The 22,160-nt window shown below is 58.2% G+C and carries 14 protein-coding genes; 10 read left to right on the forward strand and 4 right to left on the reverse strand.

Translation table 11 applies throughout. The annotated features are described in order from the left end of the window. The first annotated feature begins 45 nt into the window (after positions 1 to 45). The 3 genes from QMK58_RS17100 (at position 46) to QMK58_RS17110 (ending at position 6,918) form a co-directional block, all read left to right on the forward strand. The gene (locus QMK58_RS17100) at positions 46 to 1,626 is read left to right on the forward strand and encodes an arylsulfatase (protein WP_053158914.1); all 1,581 of its coding nucleotides are present in this window, start codon (positions 46 to 48) and stop codon (positions 1,624 to 1,626) included. Between the two features lie 198 nt (positions 1,627 to 1,824). Beyond that, the gene (locus tag QMK58_RS17105) at positions 1,825 to 4,338 is read left to right on the forward strand and encodes a fused MFS/spermidine synthase (RefSeq protein ID WP_320395103.1); all 2,514 of its coding nucleotides are present in this window, start codon (positions 1,825 to 1,827) and stop codon (positions 4,336 to 4,338) included. Between the two features lie 222 nt (positions 4,339 to 4,560). Beyond that, entirely contained in the window at positions 4,561 to 6,918 is a 2,358-nt protein-coding gene (locus QMK58_RS17110; RefSeq protein WP_320395104.1) for a tetratricopeptide repeat protein, read from the forward strand. A 110-nt stretch (positions 6,919 to 7,028) separates the two neighbouring features. Here QMK58_RS17110 and QMK58_RS17115 read toward each other — a convergent pair whose 3' ends face one another. The 3 genes from QMK58_RS17115 to QMK58_RS17125 all read right to left on the reverse strand — a co-directional run bounded on the left by QMK58_RS17115 (position 7,029) and on the right by QMK58_RS17125 (position 9,098). Continuing rightward, positions 7,029 to 7,523 (reverse strand): hypothetical protein, encoded by a 495-nt coding sequence (locus QMK58_RS17115; protein WP_320395105.1) that lies wholly within the window; start codon positions 7,521 to 7,523, stop codon positions 7,029 to 7,031. An 86-nt stretch (positions 7,524 to 7,609) separates the two neighbouring features. Then, the gene (locus tag QMK58_RS17120) at positions 7,610 to 8,587 is read right to left on the reverse strand and encodes a LysR family transcriptional regulator (protein WP_320395106.1); all 978 of its coding nucleotides are present in this window, start codon (positions 8,585 to 8,587) and stop codon (positions 7,610 to 7,612) included. A 70-nt stretch (positions 8,588 to 8,657) separates the two neighbouring features. Further along, positions 8,658 to 9,098, reverse strand: a complete 441-nt coding sequence (locus QMK58_RS17125; protein ID WP_320395107.1) for a carboxymuconolactone decarboxylase family protein — start codon at positions 9,096 to 9,098, stop codon at positions 8,658 to 8,660. A gap of 206 nt (positions 9,099 to 9,304) precedes the next feature. Between QMK58_RS17125 and QMK58_RS17130 the strand changes: the two genes are divergently transcribed. The 4 genes from QMK58_RS17130 to QMK58_RS17145 all read left to right on the forward strand — a co-directional run bounded on the left by QMK58_RS17130 (position 9,305) and on the right by QMK58_RS17145 (position 12,676). Beyond that, on the forward strand, positions 9,305 to 10,738 hold the full coding sequence (locus tag QMK58_RS17130; RefSeq protein WP_053158904.1) for a PLP-dependent aminotransferase family protein: 1,434 nt from the start codon (positions 9,305 to 9,307) through the stop codon (positions 10,736 to 10,738). Between the two features lie 123 nt (positions 10,739 to 10,861). Next, positions 10,862 to 11,155, forward strand: a complete 294-nt coding sequence (locus tag QMK58_RS17135; protein WP_053158902.1) for an antibiotic biosynthesis monooxygenase family protein — start codon at positions 10,862 to 10,864, stop codon at positions 11,153 to 11,155. Between the two features lie 172 nt (positions 11,156 to 11,327). Then, a complete protein-coding gene (locus tag QMK58_RS17140) occupies positions 11,328 to 11,738 on the forward strand; it encodes a cupin domain-containing protein (RefSeq protein WP_053158900.1) in 411 nt (136 codons plus the stop codon). A gap of 230 nt (positions 11,739 to 11,968) precedes the next feature. Next, positions 11,969 to 12,676 (forward strand): hypothetical protein, encoded by a 708-nt coding sequence (locus QMK58_RS17145; RefSeq protein WP_053158890.1) that lies wholly within the window; start codon positions 11,969 to 11,971, stop codon positions 12,674 to 12,676. A gap of 163 nt (positions 12,677 to 12,839) precedes the next feature. On the opposite strand, the gene QMK58_RS17150 is transcribed toward QMK58_RS17145, so the two are convergent. Further along, positions 12,840 to 17,726, reverse strand: a complete 4,887-nt coding sequence (locus tag QMK58_RS17150; protein ID WP_053158887.1) for an NAD-glutamate dehydrogenase — start codon at positions 17,724 to 17,726, stop codon at positions 12,840 to 12,842. A gap of 503 nt (positions 17,727 to 18,229) precedes the next feature. Between QMK58_RS17150 and QMK58_RS17155 the strand changes: the two genes are divergently transcribed. From QMK58_RS17155 to QMK58_RS17165, 3 genes are all read left to right on the forward strand, one after another. After that, positions 18,230 to 18,586: a hypothetical protein gene (locus QMK58_RS17155; RefSeq protein ID WP_053158884.1), complete on the forward strand. Its 357-nt coding sequence runs from the start codon at positions 18,230 to 18,232 to the stop codon at positions 18,584 to 18,586. Positions 18,587 to 19,323: 737 nt separating this feature from the next. After that, the gene (locus QMK58_RS17160) at positions 19,324 to 21,045 is read left to right on the forward strand and encodes an ABC transporter ATP-binding protein (RefSeq protein WP_053158881.1); all 1,722 of its coding nucleotides are present in this window, start codon (positions 19,324 to 19,326) and stop codon (positions 21,043 to 21,045) included. A 155-nt stretch (positions 21,046 to 21,200) separates the two neighbouring features. Then, positions 21,201 to 22,160 carry an AAA family ATPase gene (locus QMK58_RS17165; protein WP_053158878.1) on the forward strand — a complete coding sequence of 320 codons (960 nt, stop codon included), beginning with the start codon at positions 21,201 to 21,203 and terminating at the stop codon, positions 22,158 to 22,160.

A 22,160-nucleotide genomic window follows, 5' to 3' on the forward strand; every position in this document is an offset into this window, starting at 1 on the left:
GTTTGTCGCAGCACGCGACACCAGTAAGCATAAGGAGCCAGTCAGATGACTCGCATACGTACGTGGATACCGAAACTTGCCTTGGTGGCAGCATCGGTCATGGCGATTTCGGCAACCGCCGGAGCCGCCGAAAAACCCAACATTCTCGTGATCTTCGGCGACGATATCGGCCAGACCAACATCAGTGCCTATTCGATGGGTGTGGTCGGCTACAAGACGCCGAACATCGACCGAATCGCCAAAGAAGGCATGATGTTCACCGACTATTATGCGGAGAACAGCTGCACCGCCGGACGCTCGTCGTTCATCACGGGGCAGACGCCACTGCGTACCGGTTTGTCGAAAGTCGGCATTCCGGGGGCTCCGGTAGGTTTGCAAAAGCGTGACATCACCATCGCTCAAGCCCTCAAGTCCCAGGGCTATGCGACCGGTCAGTTCGGCAAGAACCACTTGGGCGACAAGGATGAATACCTGCCGACCAACCACGGTTTCGATGAGTTCTTCGGCAACCTGTACCACCTCAACGCTGAAGAAGAACCCGAACGTCCGTACTGGCCCAAGGACGACGCTGCTTTCGTCAAGGCCAACACCCCGCGTGGCGTGATTCACAGCTTCGCCGACGGCAAGATCGAAGACACCGGCGCGCTGACCAGCAAGCGCATGGAAACCATCGACGACGAAACCACCGCCGCTGCGCAAGCCTTCATCGAGAAACAGGCCAAGGCGGACAAACCGTTTTTCGTCTGGATGAACACCACGCGCATGCACTTGTTCACCCACGTGCGCGAATCGATGAAGGGCCAAAGCGGCATGCCCGGCAACGATTATGCGGACGGCATGATCGAGCACGACGGGGACGTCGGCAAACTGCTGAAAACCCTCGACGACCTGAAAATCACCGACAACACCATCGTCGTCTACACCACCGACAACGGCCCGAACCAGTTCTCCTGGCCGGACGCGGCGACCACGCCGTTCCGTAACGAGAAGAACTCGAACTGGGAAGGTGCTTACCGCGTACCGGCGATTGTGCGCTGGCCAGGCAAGATCAAGGCCGGCGAAGTGTCCAACGAGATGTTCTCGGGCATGGACTGGTTCCCGACCTTGCTGGCGGCCGCTGGCGATGCCGACGTGAAGAACAAGCTGCTCAAGGGCTGGGCACCGACCTCCGGCGGGAACAACTTCAAGGTGCACCTCGATGGCTACAACCAGTTGCCGTATCTGACGGGCCAGCAGCCTAAAGGCGAGCGCAAGGAGTTCTACTACTTCAACGACGACGGCATGCTGGTGTCCATGCGTTTCGACAACTGGAAAGCGGTGTTCTGTGAACAACGTGCACCGGGTGGTTTCAAGGTCTGGAGCGAACCGTTCGTATGCCTGCGCGTACCGAAGATCTTCAACCTGCGGATGGACCCGTATGAGCGCGCCGACGTGGTTTCCGATCAGTACTACGATTGGCAAACCAAGAACGTCTACCTGGCTGGGGTAGCCGTCGGCAAATCGGCGGCGTTCCTCGAAACGTTCATCGAGTATCCACCTAGCCAGAAACCGGCCAGCTTCAGCATCGATCAGGTGCGTGCTGCGGTAGATGCAAAAATCGCTGAAAAAATGAAAGCTGCACAGTAAGACCGCCGGACCGCCGCCCGCCCTCACCGGCGGGCGGACTTATTTATGAAATGCGAACACAACCCCTGTAGGCGCTGGCTTGCCAGCGAAGTCGTCTTTACAGTCGATATAGATACTGACTGAACCACCGCTTTCGCTGGCAAGCCAGCGCCTACAAGGTTTGTGTTTACGTCGAAAATGGCAAAAGGCAACAAATCCATGTCCTCACGTGTCGCCAGCAAGTCGTCGGCCATACCTGCCCCTGATGTCGCCTCCCCTGCGCTGCTGATTCCCGCCCTTCTGCTGTTCGTCTCCGGCGCTGCAGCGCTGGTGTACCAGGTGCTGTGGATCAAGCAGCTGTCGTTGGTGGTGGGCGTCGAGGTGTACGCCATCACCACCGGCATCAGTGCGTTTTTCGCCGGGTTGGCGTTGGGCGGTTTGCTGTTCGGACGTTGGGCTGACCGGATGCAGCATCCGGTGCTGTTGTACGCGGGACTGGAAGTGCTGGTGGCCGTACTGGGTGTAGGTGCGACCTTTGCCATGAGCCTGGCGGCCAGTCCGTTTGCCTGGCTGGAACAACAGATCGGGTTGCTGGCCTGGTTGCTGCCGTTTGCGCTGGTGGGCATTCCCGCGCTGCTGATGGGCGGCACCTTGCCGGTGTTGGTTCGCTCGCTGACCAGCGACCCGCAACACCTGGGCAAGTCCGGCGGTCAACTCTATGCCGCGAACACCGCCGGGGCCATCGCAGGCACCTTGCTCGCCGCGTTTGTGTTGATTGCCACACTGGGCGTGCGCGGCAGCGCACTGGCCGCCGCCATGCTCAACCTGCTCGCCGCGGCAGGTGCCCTGTGGTTCCAGCGCCAGCGTCAGGTTCCCGTTGACGCACCGGTCAAACATCACGCCGAGCACACGCCCGATCGCCTTGCCCTGTGGCTGTATTCCATCGCCGGGGGCGTCGCGCTGGGTTACGAAGTGGTCTGGTCGCAATCCATCGTGCAGTTCATGAGCACCCGCACTTATGCCTTCGCGGTGGTACTGGCCACGTACCTCACCGGGTTGTTTTTGGGCAGCGTATTACTGGCCCGTCGGGTTGATCGTCTGCGCGATCCCTGGGGCGTGTTCGGTTTGCTGATCGCTGGTGCCGGGTTGATTGCATTGCTGGAAATCACCTTGCTTGGGCGCTGGCTGGTCGTTGCCCAGACCGTGTCCGAATCCTGGGTGCTGTCGCTGGGTGCCAGTGAACTGGTGGGCATGAGCGTGCGGTTTGCAGTCGCCGCCCTGAGCATCGTGTTTGTACCGACTCTATTGCTGGGAGCCGCGTTTCCGCTGGCCCTGCGCTTGAGTGTCGGCCGCGAACAGGTCGGACGCAATGTCGGTGAGGTGGTGGCCTACAACACTCTGGGCGGGATTGTTGGCGTGATGCTGTGCGGCTTCGTCCTGATCCCGTTGTTGGGGCTGGTGCGCACGTTGGGCCTGCTGGCGATTGTCGCTGCCGGCATCGCCTATCTGGCCGTGCGTAAAGGGCACGGGGTGAAAAAGGGACGACGCCAGGCGGTGGTCGCCATCGGCTTGCTGTCGGTGGCGTTCGCCGTTTTCACCCCGGTCAACAAACTCGCCAACCTGTTGCCGGGCGCACGCAATGGCACGCTGACCTTTTACGAAGAAGGACGCGGCGGGACCGTCGCCGTGGTGACCCAAGGCAAGGGCCAGCGGGCGTTCCAGCGTTTGTACATTCAGGGTGTGTCCAATACCGGCGACGCCATGCCGTCCCTGCGCTACATGCGAATTCAGGCGTTGTTGCCGCTGATGATCCACAACGGTGAACCGCGCTCGGCGCTGGTGATCGGTTTCGGCACCGGCATCACGGCCGGCGCTCTGACCCGCTATCCGGGCCTGGAGCATCGCGTCGTAGCCGAGTTGCTGCCGTCGGTGGTCAAAGCCGCTCCATTGTTCAAGGGCAACTTCAATGCCGCTGCCGATCCCGGCGTGGACGTGCGTTTGCGCGACGGTCGCCAGGAACTGCTGCGCAACCCGCAACGCTACGACCTGATCACTCTCGAACCACCACCGCCCTCAGCCGCCGGTGTAGTGAACCTGTATTCCCGCGATTTCTACCAGTTGGCCGCCAGCCGTTTGCAACCGCAGGGTGTGGTCGCGCAATGGCTGCCTCTACCGACCCAGAACATCGACGACTCTCGCTCGCTGGTGCGCAGCTTCCTCGACGTATTCCCCTACGCCAACCTGTGGACCAGCGAGTTTCACGAAATGCTGCTGGTGGGTTCGATGGAACCGATCGAGCTGGATGTCGCGAAGATCAATCAGCGTTTTCAGCAGGACAGCGTGCGCAGCACCTTGCAGGACGTCGGCATTGGTTCCGCTGCCGCCCTGCTCGCCACCTGGGTGACCGACCGCGCCGGGCTTGAACGCTTTGCCGCCGACGCTCCAGCGGTGACCGACGATCAGCCGCACATCGAATACGCGCCGTGGGTCCGCTCAAAGGAAATCAGCCGTGTGCTGCCTGTCCTGCTCGACTTGCACCAGCCACCGCCTTTGATCAACGCCGACGACGGCTTCATCGAACGCATGAACATCCATCAGCAACGCCTGATGCAGTTCTATCGTGCGAGTTTGCATGCCTATGACGGCGACCGGGATGCCTGGGCCAGGGACATTCGCGAAGTGATGCGCGGGGATGCGGGGAATCCGTATTACCGGTGGTTTGTCGGGGAGTAATGGACGACTGATAGACCACCATCGCGAGCAAGCTTGCTCCTACAGGTTCGTGTCGTGTCCATAGACTGCGATCGACATCGGGCCTGTAGGAGCAAGCTTGCTCGCGATGAGGCCATCTGCTCCCCAGCAATCGCCATTTGACACACGCCGACCATCCGGCAAAGCTGCATCAAGCGTCAACGCGCGCCGCAAGGCAAACGCATCTGGACTACGGAAGTCGCAATGCCGAAACATAAAAATAACGCTGCAAACCCAAACCCTGATTCGCAATCCAACCTGATTAACCGCTACCTGTTTCCCGTCACCATCGGTATCTTGCTGCTGGCCGTCGCAGGCATCGGCTGGTTTCTGTTGAGCAGCCAGCCAACGCCTGTGCGCCCGGTCCCGGTGAGTACGCCTGTGGCTCAACCGGCCAAACCGCAACCGGTCGCCAGTGCACCGGCGAAAATGGTCGACGAGCAACAATGCCAGGGCTGCCACAGTGAGCAGGTAAAGGACTGGCAAGGCTCGCACCACCAACTGGCAATGCAGCCGGCGAGCGCCGAAACCATGCTCGGCGACTTCAAGAACGTCACATTCAAGGCGGAAAAGGAGACCACGGTGTTCTCGCGCAAAGGCGATGAATTCTGGGTCAACACACCGGGCATCGATGGCAAGAATGCCGACTTCAAAGTCGCCTATACCTTCGGCATTGCCCCTTTGCAGCAGTACCTGATCGAGGTCGGTGAAGGCCGTTTGCAAGCACTGGGCGTGGCCTGGGATACCGAGAAGCACCGCTGGTTTCATCTCTATCCGGGCCAGGGTGTGAACTTCAAGAACCCGCTGCACTGGAGCAAACCGAGCCAGAACGCCAACTTCATGTGCGTGGAGTGCCATACAACGGGCTACAAGCGCAATTTCGACGCGGCGAAAAACACTTTCGACAGCCAATGGAACAGCCTTGGCGTCGGATGCCAGGCCTGCCATGGCCCGGCGTCGAATCACCTGGAATGGACCGCGAAAAAAACCGACCTTATCCATGTCGGTTTTGCCGTCGACCTCAAGGACAAGAACGCCACCGTCGAAATCGAAACCTGCGCCCGTTGCCACTCACGTCGCGCCCCGCTTGACGATGGCTTTACCGTCGGCAACCGCTTGATGGACGACTATCTGCCAAGTCCGCTGACCCGGGAGTTGTACGCCCTGGACGGCAAAATCAAAGACGAGGTGTTCGAACACGGCTCCTTTGCCCAAAGCAAAATGTTCGACAAGGGCGTGCGTTGCAGCAACTGCCACAACCCGCACAGCACCGAGTTGAAAGCTGCGGGCAATGGCGTCTGCCTGCAATGCCACAACACCGCCGGCAAAACCACCGAGGAAGGCGTCGACGGCAAAGGCCTGCAAGCGAAGAACTACGATTCCATCGAGCACACGCGCCACGCTCCCGGCCAACCGGGTTCGCAGTGCGTCGATTGCCACATGCCCGGCAAGTTCTACATGGGCAATGATTTCAGGCATGACCACAGTTTCAGCATTCCCAACCCTGAGCGTGCGCAGAAACTCGGCACACCCGACGCCTGCCTGACCTGTCACCAGGGCAAGGCCGGGGACAAGGTCACTGAGCAATTCAAACTGTGGAACACGGTCAACGCCAATGCGCAGCAAGCACCGCGCTACGACGAAAGCCTGTGGTTGATCCGCAACGGCCAGCCAGGCGCGGCGCAGGCCTTGTACGAGCAATTGCAACGCAGCAACCTGCCGGCAATCCAGCGCGCCACGCTGCTGGCCGAGTTGCCGCTGTACCCCAGCGAACAAGCGTTGAAACTGGCCACCAATGACCTGAAAAATCCGTCACCCCAGGTACGTGAAAGCGCCGTCCATGCGATCAGCGCGTTCTTGCCCCCGGCCGAAGGTGCGTTGCTGACGCCATTGTTGAAGGATCCGGTGAAAGCCGTGCGCATCGCCGTTGCCCGGGATCTGCTCAGCGTTGCGCGCAACGGCCTCGGCAATGCACAAGCTCCGTGGAACGCTGCAATTGCTGAGTATGAAGCGGTGCAAAAGAGCTTGGCCGAACGCGCCGAAGCCAATCTCAACCTGGCCATGCTGTACCAGGCCAGCGGCCGTGCGGGCGAAGTCGAAGGGTTATTGCGCACAGCGCTCAAACGCGATCCGGACTTCTACCCGGCACTGGTGACGCTGGTGCAATGGCTGGAGGCCAATGGCCGCGGGCTGGAAGCTCAGGCCCTGCTGGCGCAAAACCTCAAGGAACACCCCGACGCCGCCCTGCTGCAACACACCCAAGGCTTGTCACTGGTACGTGCCGGCAAATCGGACCAGGCCATGCCTTTCCTGCGCAAAGCCGCGCAACTGGAGCCACAAAGCGCCCAGTTCGGATACGTGCTGGCGGTGGCATTGCATGACAGCGGCAAGGTCGATCAGGCCTGCGAGGAGCTGGAACGACTGCTCAAAGTGCAGCCGGCGAACCGCAATGCGCGGTTGTCGCTGATCCAGTACTACCTGGATAGCGGGCAGGAACCCAAAGCTCAGGTGCTGTTACAGGGTTGGAAGAAAATGAACATGGGCGATCCAGCACTGAAGTGAGCCATGGCCCGCTCCTGCAGGAGCGGGCTTACCCGCGAAGAGGCCGTCAGCCACAACATCAACACCGACGGTAGATTGCTCTCGCGGGCGTGCGCTCATCGCTGGAACTTTCAAATGCGATTGCGGGGTATCAAACCTTGCAACTGCTGCGCCAGGAAGTTCGCGTCGAACGCAAAGACATCCGGGTCTTTCAAGCCGTTGGTCTTGCGCCATTGCCAATTATTGGCCGGCGGCTGGCAAACCAGCGAAACGCTGCCAAGGCGTGCAGCCGTCAAGCCTACGATCCCCAATGAAACAACTCCGCCCGCCCCCATCACCTCGGGCACGAACTCCACCGGTTTACCGGCTATCACGATAGACAGCTTCTCGGTCTTGAATGTCGAGGTCTCAACCGGGATGCCGGGACCTGTGGCGACATAGGCTTCGCGGCTCACCTCCAACAGATTCGGCGCTTTCACAGGTTCCAGCCACTGCTCGATCTGGTCGAACAGTTCACTGATTCGCGTCGTCCAAACCGCCGACTGAGACTCGAACAGTTGCTTTTTATGCGCTTCGCTTTCTGCGTAGTGGCGCAGCATTTCACCCAGTTGCTCTACATCGTCCATTGCGGTGTTCCTTGGATTGGAGCGGTGCTACGGACGTTGAGCATGGCAGATGCGCGCTGCACGCGTACGACTAAACGCGTGAGCGGTCAATCAAACCACTCCCGCCGCTCTGCAAAAGCGTTGTGAATCACTTCTTCGACCATCCGCACCTGCGCGTCACCTTGCGATTGGGCATTGACCGCCATCCACACCTGACGCTGCATCGGCTGGTCGAACAACCCCGGCAAGCCAATCAACCCTCGGTCGAAGTGGCTCATGTAGTGCGGCAGCAGGCCGATGCAGGCGCTGCAGCGGATCATCTCCAGCATCAGCCCGTAGGCATGTGAGTGCACCACTGCGGCCAGGCGTTGATCCACCACCGCATGCCACGGGCGCAAGCTTTCTACCTGTCGGTCGTGTTGCCATTGCACCAGGAGGAAATCGGCGAGCTCGTCGAGGCTCGAAGGCCGTGACGCCACCCGCGAATAACGTTTGGCGATATGCGGCAGATAATCCAGGCGCGCCAGACGCACAGGCTCGGTGATGGCAAAGCTCGGTCCTGGCAACGGCGACACTGTATCGCCCAGCCACACCACCACATCGGCACTGACGGCTTGCAGCGAGAGTTCGCCGTCGACCGTGATGATGTCCAGACGCACACTGGCGTTGCGGCGCAACAACGACACCAGATCACGCCCCAGGATGTCATGCAGCACCGACTCCGCAACCGCCAGGCGCACCAGCGGTTGCTCAACGATCGGCAAATCACGCTCATGGGCCAGTGCGATCAATTGCGAGTGCAACTGCAAGCCTTCGCGGCTGAGGGTAAAACCTTTATCGCAGTGGTTGAACAATGAACACTGGAGTTGTGATTCAAGTAGCGCCAATTGTCTGCGCAACCGCGTGGCCTTGATATTGAGACTGCGGGCCGCCTGCATGAAACATCCGCAGCGGGCGCTGACGGTGAAACACTGTGCCAGTTCGGGCTCAAGCGCCGCTGCTCGATTGCGCCACGACCCGGTCTTGTCGAGGGGGGCACGATACCCGGTGGTTGTCTGGCGCTCGGCGTTTTCCATGAATGACATCGAGAACTCCCTGTCGATTGATCATCGGGAGTTCCATCCTGCGCATCCTTCATGAAAAGAACGTGACAACTCAGGTGCTGGGCGTTTGCCGAAAGCTCACCGCCAGGCGGTTCCAGCTGTTGATGGTGGTAACGGCGATGGTCAGATCGACCATTTCACCTTTACTGAATTGCTCGCGGGCCTGAGCGTAGACGTCGTCGGGCACATGGCTTTCGCAAAGCAGGGTAACCGCTTCGGTCCAGGCTAGTGCAGCGCGTTCACGGGCATTGAAAAATCCGCTGTCGCGCCACACCACGATCGAGTACAGGCGCCGGTCCGTCTCGCCGAGGCGTCTGGCATCCACCGAATGCATGTCGGTGCAGAACGCGCAGCCATTGAGTTGCGAGGCGCGGATCTTGATCAGATGTAGCAGGCCGGATTCGATGCTGAGGTTGCTGGTCAACGCCTCCATGGCAAGCATGGCTTTCATCGCTTTGGGCGAAGCGCTGTAGTAATCCAGGCGTGGGTTCATGGCGCGATCTCGTGCAACGCAGGCGGAGGGTTCACCGTAGCTTTTGATGCAGGCAGGCGACAGATCCAATTTCGCGAAATAACCCTGCGCCACCCTACACCAGACCCATTGAGACTTTTTGCGCCACGCAACTTCTGCACAACAAGCGCAAGAGGGTAATCTGACGCGACGCACACGCGCCTCAACTGCTCCGGAGCCTCGCCGGTATGGAACTACATGTCGTCATCAATGGCCGCAAGGACCTCGCAGGCCAGTTGTACAACCAACTGCGCAGCGCCATCGAGACCGGCCGCCTGGCGGCCGGAACGCAACTGCCGCCCAGTCGTCTGCTGGCCGAACAGCTGGGTATTTCGCGCAAGACCATTTCCGACACCTACGCGCAACTGACCTATGAAAACTTTCTCACCGGAGTGGTGGGCAAAGGCACCTACGTCAACGCCCGCACGTCGAAGGTGCAACGCAAGCAAAGTCATTCGGAGTTGGCCGGTTGCGAGGTAATCGAGTCATGGCGCAGCCTGCCGGTCTTTTTGCGCCACCCGACGCTGGAAGGCACGCTGCGCTACGACTTCATTGGCGGCGCGACCACCAAGGGCCAGTTTCCCCAGGATGACTGGCGGCGCTGCACCGCCCACGCATTGCGTCAGATCGCGGCATCCAAAGGCTATTACAGCCAGCCCGAAGGCCTGCCCGCGCTGCGTAATGCCATCGCGCGACACATCGCGTTTTCACGCGGGGTGGTTTGCGAGGACGAAGACGTAGTGGTGTGCAACGGCGCGCAGCAAGCGCTGGACCTGATTGCCCGAGTGTTGATCCGTCCGGGCAGCATCGTCGCCATGGAAGACCCCGGTTATCCGCCGGCACGCCTGTTGTTCGGCACCCACGGAGCCACGGTGATTGGCGTTGCGGTGGATGACCAAGGCATTGTGGTGGACAAAATCCCCCTCGGCACACGGCTGATCTATGTCACCCCTTCCCACCAGTTCCCGCTCGGTCTGCCGATGAGCCAGGAGCGTCGTGTCGCGTTACTCGCCAAGGCCCGGCAATTGGGCGCGATCATTATCGAAGACGATTACGACAGCGAATTCCGCTACGAAGGCCGGCCGACCGACTCGCTGCAAAGCATGGATGAACACGGGATCGTCGCGTATGTCGGGACATTCTCCAAAACCCTGCTACCGGAATTGCGGCTGGGTTATACGATCCTGCCACCCGCCATCCTTGAGGCCGTGGTGCGCGCCAAACAGCTCACCGATCTGCACACCTCTACGCTACCGCAATGGGCACTGGCCAAGTTCATCGCCGAAGGCTGCCTGCTCAAACACATTCGACGCTGCCATACGATCTATGCCGGTCGCCGCGAGCGCATTCTGAGGCGCATGACCGGCGATCTCTCACCCTGGCTGGAAGCGGTGCCGAGCACGGCGGGCTTCCACATGGTGGTGATGTGCAAGGTGCCGATGGATATTCCCCTGGTGATCGAATTGGCTAAAAAAGTCGAAGTGGGCCTGTATGCCATCGACAGCTTTTTCTACCAGGAAGCGCCACGGGCCGGGCTTTTTTTCGGGTTTGGCGCGATCGAAACCCTTGATATCGACATTGCTCTGGACCGCTTGCGCGACATCCTGCAGCAGGTTGCCTGACGGATTGGCCTGCGGCTTTACCCGGCGATTGGCTATTGGTGGTCTGCTGATGCAGGCCTATCCTGCATAAGCGTTATCCCTCAATGAGCAGGATTCGTCCGGCCTGATTCAGGAGTGTGAGCAATGTCCCATGAAGTGATCAATACCGTACAGGTTACGGCCGTCGGCGGCCGCTCGGATGAACTGGGCAAGCAACTGCAAAAGATTGTCGACACCCTGCGTGAGCTACCGGGCTGTGATTCCTATATGGTCGACCGCTGCCCCGAGGACACCAACCGCTGGACCGTCAGCGCCCGCTGGCAGTCGGAAGAAGCCATGCATGCGCATTTCGACCGCCCTGAAGTGCAGGGCTTTATCAGCCTGATCGACAGCCAGTTGGCCAATGCCGTGGACTTCAACAGCTTTCCGATCGTTTAAGCCCAGCGGAAAATCAAAAGATCGCAGCCTTCGGCAGCTCCTGCGCAGGCTGCAATCTTTTTGCTTTGAACAGTGGATTGGTCCCCTCACCTTCCCGAGTATTGGCTGTTTCACCGCCCCCCCTTGCGCACTACTGTGGTTTGCATCAACCAACCCTCGCAGGTGATGAACCATGAACGTTGTTCGCTATTGTGCTGCCCCTTTTGCTGTCCTGGCCCTGATGGTTTGCACATCGGTGTCTGCCCATGACCCCTCCGAAAAGGTCACGGTATTACAGGACGAAATGCTGAAAAACGCCCCCGGTAAAAAAGCCCTGATGATCGAGGTCGACTACGCGCCTGGCCAGTCTTCCATCGCCCACAAACACGAAGGCACGGCCATGGCCTATGTCATTTCGGGGGAAATCGTTTCCCAGGTGAAGGGTGAGCAAGCGAAAACCTACAAGGCCGGTGAGTACTGGTATGAACCCGCCGGTTCGGAACACCTGGTGTCGAAAAATGCCAGCGCGACCAAACCCGCCAAGTTGCTGGTATTCATGGTGTTGGCGCCTGATGAGAAAGTACTGATCCCTTTGGAAAACTAATGCCTGGACGTACAGCGATAAATAAAACAGTCCGATTCAGCGATTCGGGCTTTTTTATTTCTTCATGTCATTAACCAACAACTATTAAATCAAACAAAACTATTGACCACCTGACGAGAGTCGATATTGGCTATTTTATTCAAGCCGTCAAGGTTTAGTCTGGAAGTCAACGCCGGCCAACTCCGGCAACTTAAAACTTTCGACTCAAGTTGTTTCACGGGAGAAACACCATGAAACTTGCACTTGCCAGTACGTTGACGATATCTGCCTTGCTAATCGGCTGCTCGGTCCCCACGGCACCGACCGCGGTCTCTTCCCTCGACGGCATCTTCACTGAACCGGTCGGCCGTAGTGGCGCCAGGCACATACCCAATGGCAGCGACGTCTCGCTAGGTGTTGTCTACAGCAGCGATACCCAGACCAATCGAGCCTATCTACAGGACTATCGAGCAAACGCTGGCACCGGATTCGGCCAGAGCCTGCTGGTGCAGCCGATCCATGACGCCTACGTGGCCACGTCCAATCCTGACTTCGCGGTTGAAGGCGTCAAGGCCTCCTTGCAGCGTCAGTTCGGCTCGGTCACGGTCTACCCGGACATGCAAAGTCTCAGGGCAGCCAGGCCGGATGTCGTAGCAATCATTGATACACGCAGTCAACTCATGACGTCGCGCAGCTCCGATATCGAGTCAAAAGTCAGTGCAGACTTTTACGACAAGAATTTCAATTACATGGGCACAGCCCAAGGCTACGATGCAAAAGCACTTAGCCCCGTGTGGGCAGACTATAAACGCAGCGAAGAGATCGTTGCGGACATTAACGAACAACAGGATGTTCAAGTTCGAGCACTGCAAAAGTTTGACCAGTCGCTCAGTATTTTATTGACCAGGCCGACAACTAATATATCAATGAACACTGAACAAACTTCAGTCAATAAATAATCGGGCGTTGCAGATTCCCTCATCGCAAGCAGGCTCGCTCCTACAGTGGATCTTCAGCGCACAAAAAATTCCTGCTCGCGCAGAGGCGCTTTCAAACATCATCAAATCTCGAGGCAAAAAAAACCCGCATCTCTCGATGCGGGTTTTTTCATTCAACGCCTGATCAGGCAGCCGGTTCCAGCTCGGCGGCGACAGCCGCAGGCACTACCGCCTGCCCGCTCAACGCCAGATCCAGCAATTCACGGTTGGCGACCGCGTACATGGCGTAGTCCGTGCCGCTCGCAGCACGGATTTCCACCAGCATCGCGCGCCAGCGCTCGATCATGCTGTCGTGCTGCGCCATCCACAGGGAGAGGCGTGTTTCCACGTCCTGGGTGCCGTCGCCCTGTTGCAGGACCGAGATGGTGATCGCGCGTTGTTGCCAGTCGACGTCATCGCGGAACGCTTCACGTGCCAGGGCTTGCCAGTTGTTTTCAACCGGCAGAGCGCTGATCTGTTGCAGGTACCAGGTGATGTCCAGCGCGCTGCCTACGGCGAAGTAAGCCTTCGCTACGTCGGCGGCGTTCTGCCCGGTCACGTCGGACGCCTCGATGATCGGCAGCAAGGTGTACAGGTGAGTGGTGCCTGCAACCATGCGCGCCAGCAACTCAGGCACGCCAGCGGCGACGTAAGCCTGATATCGGGTCTGCCAGCCTTCGCGGGTCGGACCTTCCAGAAGTTCGTCGAGCTTGAGACCCAGTGCTGCCAGATGCGGACCGAAGTGAGCGACGTCACGGGCAGCATTCTGCTCGTTGCGACGGGTACGCAGGAACCAGCGCGTGGCGCGACGGCCCAGACGCATCAGCTCGTCCATCAGCTCCAGTTGCACGTCGGCGGAGACCTGGTAGTCCAGGGCTTCGATCTGACGGAACCAGTGCGGGAGATGGAAAATGTCACGCACGATCACATAAGCACCGGCCACGTTCGCCGGGCTCATGCCGGTCGACTCTTTGAGGCGCTGAACGAAGGTGATGCCCATGTGGTTGACCAGATCGTTGGCGATCTGGGTGCTGACGATTTCGCGTTTCAGACGGTGACGGCGCATGGCCGCGGAGAACTTGCTCACCAGGGTCGGCGGGAAAGCGGTTTCCATGTCACGGGTCAGGTAGTCGTCGTCCGGCACCAGGGAGCCCAGCAACTGCTCCTTGAGGTCGATCTTGCTATACGAGATCAACACCGACAATTCGGCACGGGTCAGGCCATGGCCTTCGGCGATGCGTTCGTTGATGGCGTCTTCAGCCGGCAGGAACTCGATGGCGCGATCCAGCTTGCCGCGGCCTTCCAGGTCGTTCATCAGACGCTTGTATTCGGCAATCCGCGGCAAAGCACGGCGAGCTGCCAAGGACAGGGCTTGAGTCTGCTTGTAGTTGTTGCCCAGCACCAGACCACCGACTTCGTCGGTCATGCTCGCCAGCAACTCATTACGCTGCTTGGCGGTCATGTCGCCGGCCTGAACCACTTCGTTCAGCAGGATCTTGATGTTCACTTCGTGGTCGGAGCAGTCCACGCCACCGGCGTTGTCGATGAAGTCGGTGTTGGAACCGCCGCCATTGAGACCGAATTCCACACGACCCAGTTGGGTCATGCCGAGGTTACCGCCCTCGCCCACGACTTTGCAGCGCAGTTCGTTGCCGTTCACGCGCAGTGCATCGTTGGCCTTGTCGCCGACATCGGCGTGGCTTTCGCTGCTCGCCTTGACGTAAGTACCGATACCGCCGTTCCACAACAGATCCACAGGTGCCTTGAGCAAGGCATTGAGCAGTTCGGTCGGGGTCAGTTTGTCGGCCTTGATGTCGAAGCGCTCTTGCATCTGCGGGGAAATCGCAATGCTCTTGGCGCTACGGGAGAAGATGCCGCCACCTTCGGACATGAGGCTGGTGTCGTAATCCGACCACGCCGAACGTGGCAGATCGAACAGACGCTGGCGCTCGGCGAAGCTGCTGGCAGGCTCAGGGTTGGGGTCGATGAAGATGTGCAGGTGGTTGAACGCTGCGACCAGCTTCAGCTTGTCGGACATCAACAGGCCGTTACCGAACACGTCACCGGCCATGTCGCCGACGCCCACGACAGTGATGCTGTCTTCCTGGACATTGATGCCACGCTCGCGGAAGTGGCGTTGAACGCCAACCCACGCGCCCTTGGCGGTGATGCCCATTTTCTTGTGGTCGTAACCGGCCGAACCACCGGACGCAAACGCGTCGCCCAGCCAGAAGCCGTAGTCGATGGCAATGCCATTGGCGATGTCGGAGAAGGTTGCAGTGCCCTTGTCCGCCGCAACGACCAGGTACGGGTCATCGTCGTCATGACGCACGACGTTGGCCGGCGGAACCAGCGCGCCATCTTTCAGGTTGTCGGTGATGTCCAACAGACCGGAAATGAAGATGCGGTAGCAGGCAATGCCCTCGGCCGCAATCTCGTCACGGCTGCCGCCCAGTGGCAGGCGACGCGGCAGGAAGCCGCCCTTCGCACCCACCGGCACGATGACCGAGTTCTTCACTTGCTGGGCTTTTACCAGGCCCAGGACTTCGGTACGGAAGTCTTCTTCACGGTCGGACCAGCGCAGGCCACCACGCGCGACGTTGCCGAAGCGCAGGTGCACGCCTTCGACGCGTGGCGAATAAACGAAGATTTCAAACTTCGGAACAGGCTTCGGCAGCTCGGGAATCAAGTGCGGGTTGAACTTGAAGCTGAAGTACGACTTGTTATGGCCGTTTGCATCGGTCTGGTAGAAGTTGGTGCGCAGGGTCGCTTTGATCAGATCAAGATAGCGACGCAGGATACGGTCTTCGTTCAGCACCTGGACATCGTCCAGAGCGGTCAGAATTGCGTGTTCCAGACGTTGTTCGAGGTCGTCGCTGCTTAGCTTGCGTGCCAGGTAGAAACGGGTCTTGAACAACCGGGTCAGCTCGCGAGCGATGTCGGTGTGGTTGTTCAGGGTGCTGGCGATGTAGCCCAGGTCGAAGCCCAGACGAATCTGCTTCATGTAGCGGGCGTAGGCACGCAGCAACGCCACGTCGCGCCATGGCAGGCCGGCAGTCAGCACCAGACGGTTGAATGCATCGTTCTCGGCATCGCCACGCACGATGTGGACGAAGGCGTCCTGCAGCGTGTCGTTGAGTTGCTGGATGTCGAGTTCCAGGCCTTCGGCGGCCGTAAATGCAAAATCGTGAATCCAGAACTCGCGACCGTTGGTGTGACGCAGGCGGTACGGGAACTCACCCAGCACGCGCAGGCCGAGGTTTTCCAGGATCGGCAGCACGTCGGACAGCGCCAGCGGGGTATCGGCGTGGTACAGCTTGCAATGCAACTCACGCTGACCGGACACCTGGCCCAGCGGCTGATAGAAACTCATCACCAGCGGATTTTTTTCGTTGAGGCTCAGCAGGTGCTGCATGTCGACCACGGCCGAATGCGCTGCGAAACGCTCGCGGTAACCGGCCGGGAAGCCTTTCGGAAAGTCAGCGAGTACGTTGGTGCCGTGGGCTTCGCCGAAGCTTTCGACGGTCAGCGCTGCGTAATCGTCCTGCCAGCTGCGGCAGGCCTGCACCACTTCACGCTCGAGCAGCAGCGGGTCGATATCGATGCGGTTTTTCGGGTCGACACGCAGGATCAACTGCACGCGGGCCAGCACGGACTCGGAGAAGAACGTCCAGAACTCGCAGTCCGAAGCTTTCAGGCGATCCATCAGCACTTGCTGGATCTTCTGGCGCACTTCGGTGGAATAAATATCACGCGGCACATAGGCCAGGCAGTAGCAGAAGCGGCCGTACGGGTCTTTGCGCAGGAATACCCGGATCTTGTTGCGTTCCTGGATCTGCACGATCGACATCACGGTGCTGAACAGCTCGTCAACCGGTGTCTGGAACAGGTCGTCGCGGGGCAGCACTTCGAGCACCTGCGCCAGTTCCTTGCCCAGGTGAGCCTTGGACTGGAAGCCGGAACGGTGTTCGATCTCCTCGACCTTGCGACGGATGAACGGAATGACCCGCACGCTCTCGCCATACACCGACGAGGTGTACAGGCCCATGAAACGGCATTCCTTGATGACCTTGCCGTCAGCGTCGATTTCACGGATCGACACGTAGTCCGGGTAAGCCGGTCGATGTACGCGGCTTGGGTGTGCGGCCTTGGCGAACGACAGCAGGGTCGGTTCGCGCAGGTAGTTCACGGCATAGTCTTCGATGCGCAGGTCATCGTAGGTCAGGCCGGCACGCAGCAATTTGGTCAGGCCGAGGAAGGAGTCCTTGTCGTAGACGATGTGACCGCCATCGGCCTCGTCACTGACCACAAACTCTTCGTAGCCGAGGAATGTGAAGTGGTTGCCCACCAGCCATTCCAGGAAACTCTTGATCTCGCTCTTTTCGTCGGCATCGACGGAAAACTGGCTGTTGTCCAGTTTGGTCAGGATTTCCTGGACCTTGGCCTTCATCGGCTCGAAATCGCCCACCGCAACGCGGACTTCGCCGAGCACTTGCTCCAGCTCTTTGGTCAGCACGTTCAATTCGGCGGTATTGGCGCAACGATCGATTTCCAGGTACATCAACGACTCTTGCAGGATGTCGTCGCCCTGGGTGCCTTTGGGCAGGATTTCCAGCAACTCGCCCTTGCTGCCGCGACGCACGCTCAGCACGGTGGTCTGCAGGGTATGGATGCTGTAGCCGCGGCGGTTCAGCTCGGTACGTACCGAGTCCACCAGAAATGGCAGGTCGTGGTGCAGCACTTCGACCGCGGTGTGGGTCGACTGCCAGCCATGACGCTCGTAATCGGGGTTGTAGACGCGCACTTGCGGTTGCGCGTGATCGAAGCGCTCAAGCAAGCGCCACGCAGAAAGGGTACAGCCAGCGAGGTCGGATAACCGACGTTGGGTCAACTCATCCAGGGAAATGATGCCGAAGAATTGTTCAGCGAACAGCGCCACTTGTGGCAGTGCCTGTTCACTGATGTGCTGCGCCAGTGCCGCTTGCAGTTGGTGCTGGAAGTCGGCTTTGCTGGCTGCGGTGAAGAACGCCATCTGTGGTACTCCGCTTGGGCTTGTTATTGATGGAAGCGTCGCGTGCAAAACCCCTGTTCGGGGCTACCCGTCACCCTGTTCCTGATTCTCGGGCAGAGGAAACAGGGTGACTGGGGGGTGAAGCTGGACGGGACACTCGGGTCACATTCACCTTCCGTGAATGAGCATCTGCAAAAACGACTGGGCTGCGAACAGCGCAATGCCTTTACGGGTGCTCATCCGTTGCGCAGCTTAACCAGAGCGGCAAGGCCTGTGCTTGCGGTGCTGCGACATATTCGGTCATCGGTACGCAGCTCAAGGCGTACGCCTCGAACAACACTAGCATTCGCACAGAAAAACGACGGTTTTCCGTCCGGATTTACGGGACGTACGTACCAGAAATGAGCAGTAACACATCCAGTGTTCGCGACAGGGTCTCTGACAGGCAGACGAGCAGAAAATTGCGCGCACTGGCAGAATCGCAGCTATTGCCATTACCCAATTCAGCAAGCCAGGAATTCCCCATGAAAATGAAAACCGCCCTCTTGATCGTCAACCCGTGCGATGACGAAGAAGACAACATGGCCATGGTCTGCTGCCACAGCGACCAGGGCGAGATGTTCCTGATGAGCCGTTACCCGGACGAGGACGAGCTGGAAATCACCCTCGACGGCGAACCTTCGACCCTTGATGGCGTGAAAATCACCCTCAGCCCTTCCTTGCTGAAGATTGAAATTGCGGCGGCGGATGCCGATGCGTTGAATGGAGATGACGTGCTGGAGATCACCTTTGATGCTGACATGGTGGATCTGGCTGAAGTGGAAGAAACCTTGCAGAACATTCTGAAAGGGACTGGGACGTATATCAGCCAGCTGGCCTGACAGACCGCTTTCGCTGGCAAGCCAGCTCCTACCGTCGATTTGCATCGCATTAGACCCGTAGGAGCAGGCTTGCCAACAAAGGTGCCCGCGAGATCCCTTCATCACTTCCCCTAAATATACGGATGCCCGTAAGTACGGACTACATTCCGCTTCCTTCCCAGTACAAAACTAAACACTCCATCCCATTGAATCAAAAACAAAAAAAAACGATACAACAACACAATCAGAAAATTGACGACTTTCATCCTACATCCCGCCAAGAGTGGGCCTACATCGGCTTAGGAAGTGATGAACTGTCCGCACCACAAACTCACTGCTATTAATTAATCACTTGCGAAAAAAAGCCATAACAGAACAATTTCAAGTCGACGCACTTTATGACGACACACAAGAAGCCAAAGACAGAAAAGCACTAAACCTTCTAGCGAATTCAAAAATATTACGATGCCTTATCGACCTGAACCCCGTAAAAAACCTGAGACTTCCAATGCTGGACCTCCCTCTCAGAGCTTACGTAGCAAGTGTTCCTTCGCAACTAGACGCGCTGAGACAAAATCTATTGGCGACCAACAGGACCATTTACCACAGAGTCGTCACTCAATACGCTGATGACGGCATTGTCTGCCAGGCTTATATTCCTGGCCTTGAACGCTTCAACATCATAAGAAATGGGAGCTTGGTCGCCCCACAACGAATCCTACGCCAACCTCGAAACCCACTTGCTTTTCAGGCAACCCATGCAGACCATTATTAGAGCAACCTGCAAAAAATACACTGTACTGCTGATCTCAACATGCACCACTATATTCGTACTAAAAATAATGTCGCTAGCCCCACCATTACTACTGGGCAAAATTGTCGACACCCTGAACAGCAGCAATCCGTCCGCACTCAACACACTCTTATTGTTAACAGCAGGCTTCACACTGGCCGGGTGTATTCAGGCAATCATTCATCCGCTGCAAATTTTCTTCCTGTCCAAGTTGGTACAGCAGGCCGTGATGAATGCATCCATCGAGTGGATTGCCCAACTTATGCGCAAAGAATTCCTTCAATTCAGTTCTTGGCGTATTGGTTACTTTATAAAGTCAGTTGAGCGTGGGATAACGGCAAATGAGCAACTGCTGACATTTTTTGTGACCGTTGGCCTTCCTCTGTGCGTGGAGTTTCTGATTGTCGCCAGTGCTTTTGTCTACATGGGTGGCACCGGAATTTTTCTGGTAATGACCTCTCTTGGCATTGTCTATCTCTTCGTGGCTCACCAGATCATCAGGTGGCGCCGAAAGCACATCGATGCAGTCAATGAACAAGAGGATGAGCTGAGCGGCGTCTTGTTCAACACCATCAATATTGGCAAGTCGATAAAATTGGAACGCGCAGAGCACACCGCAACAAAGCCCCTGAACCGGGCCTTCGTCCAATACGCCGAAGCCGCGGTTATCGCGGCAAGCTCTGGCGGTTTCCTGAACGGAGCAAAAGTCCTGTTTGTAAGTCTCTCTACGGGAGGGCTCCTCAGTTGGGGGGTTCTCGGTCAGCTTTCAAGCGAACCTGGTATCAGCGTTGGGCAACTGGTTGCCATTTTTTCCATTGCTGGAAGCTTTTTGCTGAACATCACTGCGTTGACGGAGGGTTATCGGGTACTTGATCAGTTTCTGGCGGATCAACGACGCATGCAGCAGCTTTTGGCACTGCCAAACTTTGACGATAGTAATCGCCAGACCGACATCCAACCCCGACGCGTCTCGAAGCTGTTCCTTGAGCCTTGTGTGGTGGGCGACGCCGACACAACCCGACTCTCCATTGAGAGCAGCGTTACTTTCTCTCAAGGCCAGTCAGTAGCTATTACCGGGCCCAGCGGTGCGGGTAAATCCACATTGCTTGAGACGCTGGCCGGGTTAAATGCTTCGGTGAGGAATCACTTGAGCATTGATGACATACCGATCTCCCGCTTAAGCGCCGAGGCCCACTTGAACTCGCTGAGGTATTGCCCTCAATTACCGCAGTTCCTGGAAGGTCATTTCGATATCTCCGTATTGTTCGGAATGCCTCCCTCCCCCCATCTGAGCGATGCAATACAACGGCTTGACCTTGAAGATATCGTTTCCCATCGCAACATCAGCGAAAACGCATCCAACATATCGGGCGGTGAGGCCAAACGTTTGTCATTACTGCGCCTGATCAACAGGCCGGGGCGGTTCAATTTGTTCGACGAACCCAGTGCATCGATCGAGCCGAAGCTCGCTACGCCGGTGTGGGATTTGTTGTTTGAAACATTTGCCGCGCATGGACTGATTTGTGTAACCCATGATATCCGGCATCTGCATCGCTTTGATCGAGTCATCGTCATGCAGGAGGGCGCCATTGTTGACGACGGTCCGTGGTGTGAATTGGTCAAACGCAAAGCCGTAAAACTGCTGCTGAGCGACCTTCAAACAGAGGAGCATTGCCTGCATGGCTGATCCCTTTTCCCTGCGAAGGGCGCGAACAGGTTCAAATCCCTGCAAATTGCACAAAATGCCGTTAGTCGCCGCCCCCCGCGATGGATTAAAGTAACGCCCCCAGCCCTGGCGTATTTCGAACGCTCTCGGCGACCTTTTTCCAGGAACAGTCATCGATGGAACATCGTGAGGCGCTGCTAGCGCTGCGAACCTTTCTTTCAACGCAGATTCTCGGCCAGGAAAAGCTCATCGAGCGCTTGCTCATCGCCCTGCTCGCCGACGGCCATATGCTGGTCGAGGGCGCCCCTGGCCTGGCCAAGACCAAGGCCATCAAAGAACTCGCTGAAGGCATCGAGGCTCAGTTCCACCGCATCCAGTTCACCCCGGACCTGTTGCCGGCCGACATCACCGGCACGGAGATCTATCGTCCGGAAACCGGCAGCTTTGTATTCCAGCAAGGCCCGATCTTTCACAATCTGGTACTGGCGGACGAAATCAACCGTGCGCCGGCCAAGGTTCAGTCGGCGCTGCTCGAAGCCATGGCCGAGCGCCAGGTCAGTGTCGGGCGCAGCACTTATGAACTGTCGCCACTGTTTCTGGTGATGGCCACGCAGAACCCGATCGAGCAGGAAGGCACCTACCCGCTGCCCGAAGCTCAACTCGACCGCTTTCTGATGCATGTGAAAATCGGTTTTCCGGATGCCACCGTCGAGCGGCGAATCCTGCAACAGGCCCGCGGCGAAGCCTTGAACGGCGAAACCAAACCCGAGCGCCGGGTCAGCCAGCAGGCGATCTTCGCCGCACGCAAGGAAATCCTCGGCTTGTACATGGCCGACGCCGTGGAGGAATACCTGGTGCAACTGGTCATGGCCACCCGCACCCCGGCCAAGTTCGACCCCGAAATGGCCGAGTGGATTGCCTATGGCGCCAGCCCTCGTGGTTCCATCGCACTGGACCGATGCGCCCGCGCCCATGCGTGGCTCGCCGGTCGCGACTTCGTTAGCCCTGAAGACATTCAGGCCGTACTCTTCGACGTTTTGCGTCACCGCATCATTCTTTCCTTTGAAGCCGAAGCCGCCGGCATCGATCAGGACCGGGTGGTCCAGCGGATTCTCGACGTCGTAGCCGTCGCTTGA

This window comes from Pseudomonas sp. P8_241, assembly GCF_034008315.1.
GTDB lineage: Bacteria > Pseudomonadota > Gammaproteobacteria > Pseudomonadales > Pseudomonadaceae > Aquipseudomonas.

Bases quoted from the DNA above. Each gene is read 5' to 3' on its own strand.
- QMK58_RS17105 (WP_320395103.1), top strand. From the start codon at position 1,825: ATGTCCTCACGTGTCGCCAGCAAGTCGTCGGCCATACCTGCCCCTGAT.
- QMK58_RS17160 (WP_053158881.1), top strand. From the start codon at position 19,324: ATGCAGACCATTATTAGAGCAACCTGCAAAAAATACACTGTACTGCTG.
- QMK58_RS17145 (WP_053158890.1), top strand. From the start codon at position 11,969: ATGAAACTTGCACTTGCCAGTACGTTGACGATATCTGCCTTGCTAATC.
- QMK58_RS17115 (WP_320395105.1), bottom strand. From the start codon at position 7,523: ATGGACGATGTAGAGCAACTGGGTGAAATGCTGCGCCACTACGCAGAA.
- QMK58_RS17125 (WP_320395107.1), bottom strand. From the start codon at position 9,098: ATGAACCCACGCCTGGATTACTACAGCGCTTCGCCCAAAGCGATGAAA.
- QMK58_RS17120 (WP_320395106.1), bottom strand. From the start codon at position 8,587: ATGTCATTCATGGAAAACGCCGAGCGCCAGACAACCACCGGGTATCGT.
- QMK58_RS17110 (WP_320395104.1), top strand. From the start codon at position 4,561: ATGCCGAAACATAAAAATAACGCTGCAAACCCAAACCCTGATTCGCAA.
- QMK58_RS17165 (WP_053158878.1), top strand. From the start codon at position 21,201: ATGGAACATCGTGAGGCGCTGCTAGCGCTGCGAACCTTTCTTTCAACG.
- QMK58_RS17140 (WP_053158900.1), top strand. From the start codon at position 11,328: ATGAACGTTGTTCGCTATTGTGCTGCCCCTTTTGCTGTCCTGGCCCTG.
- QMK58_RS17130 (WP_053158904.1), top strand. From the start codon at position 9,305: ATGGAACTACATGTCGTCATCAATGGCCGCAAGGACCTCGCAGGCCAG.
- QMK58_RS17150 (WP_053158887.1), bottom strand. From the start codon at position 17,726: ATGGCGTTCTTCACCGCAGCCAGCAAAGCCGACTTCCAGCACCAACTG.
- QMK58_RS17100 (WP_053158914.1), top strand. From the start codon at position 46: ATGACTCGCATACGTACGTGGATACCGAAACTTGCCTTGGTGGCAGCA.
- QMK58_RS17135 (WP_053158902.1), top strand. From the start codon at position 10,862: ATGTCCCATGAAGTGATCAATACCGTACAGGTTACGGCCGTCGGCGGC.
- QMK58_RS17155 (WP_053158884.1), top strand. From the start codon at position 18,230: ATGAAAATGAAAACCGCCCTCTTGATCGTCAACCCGTGCGATGACGAA.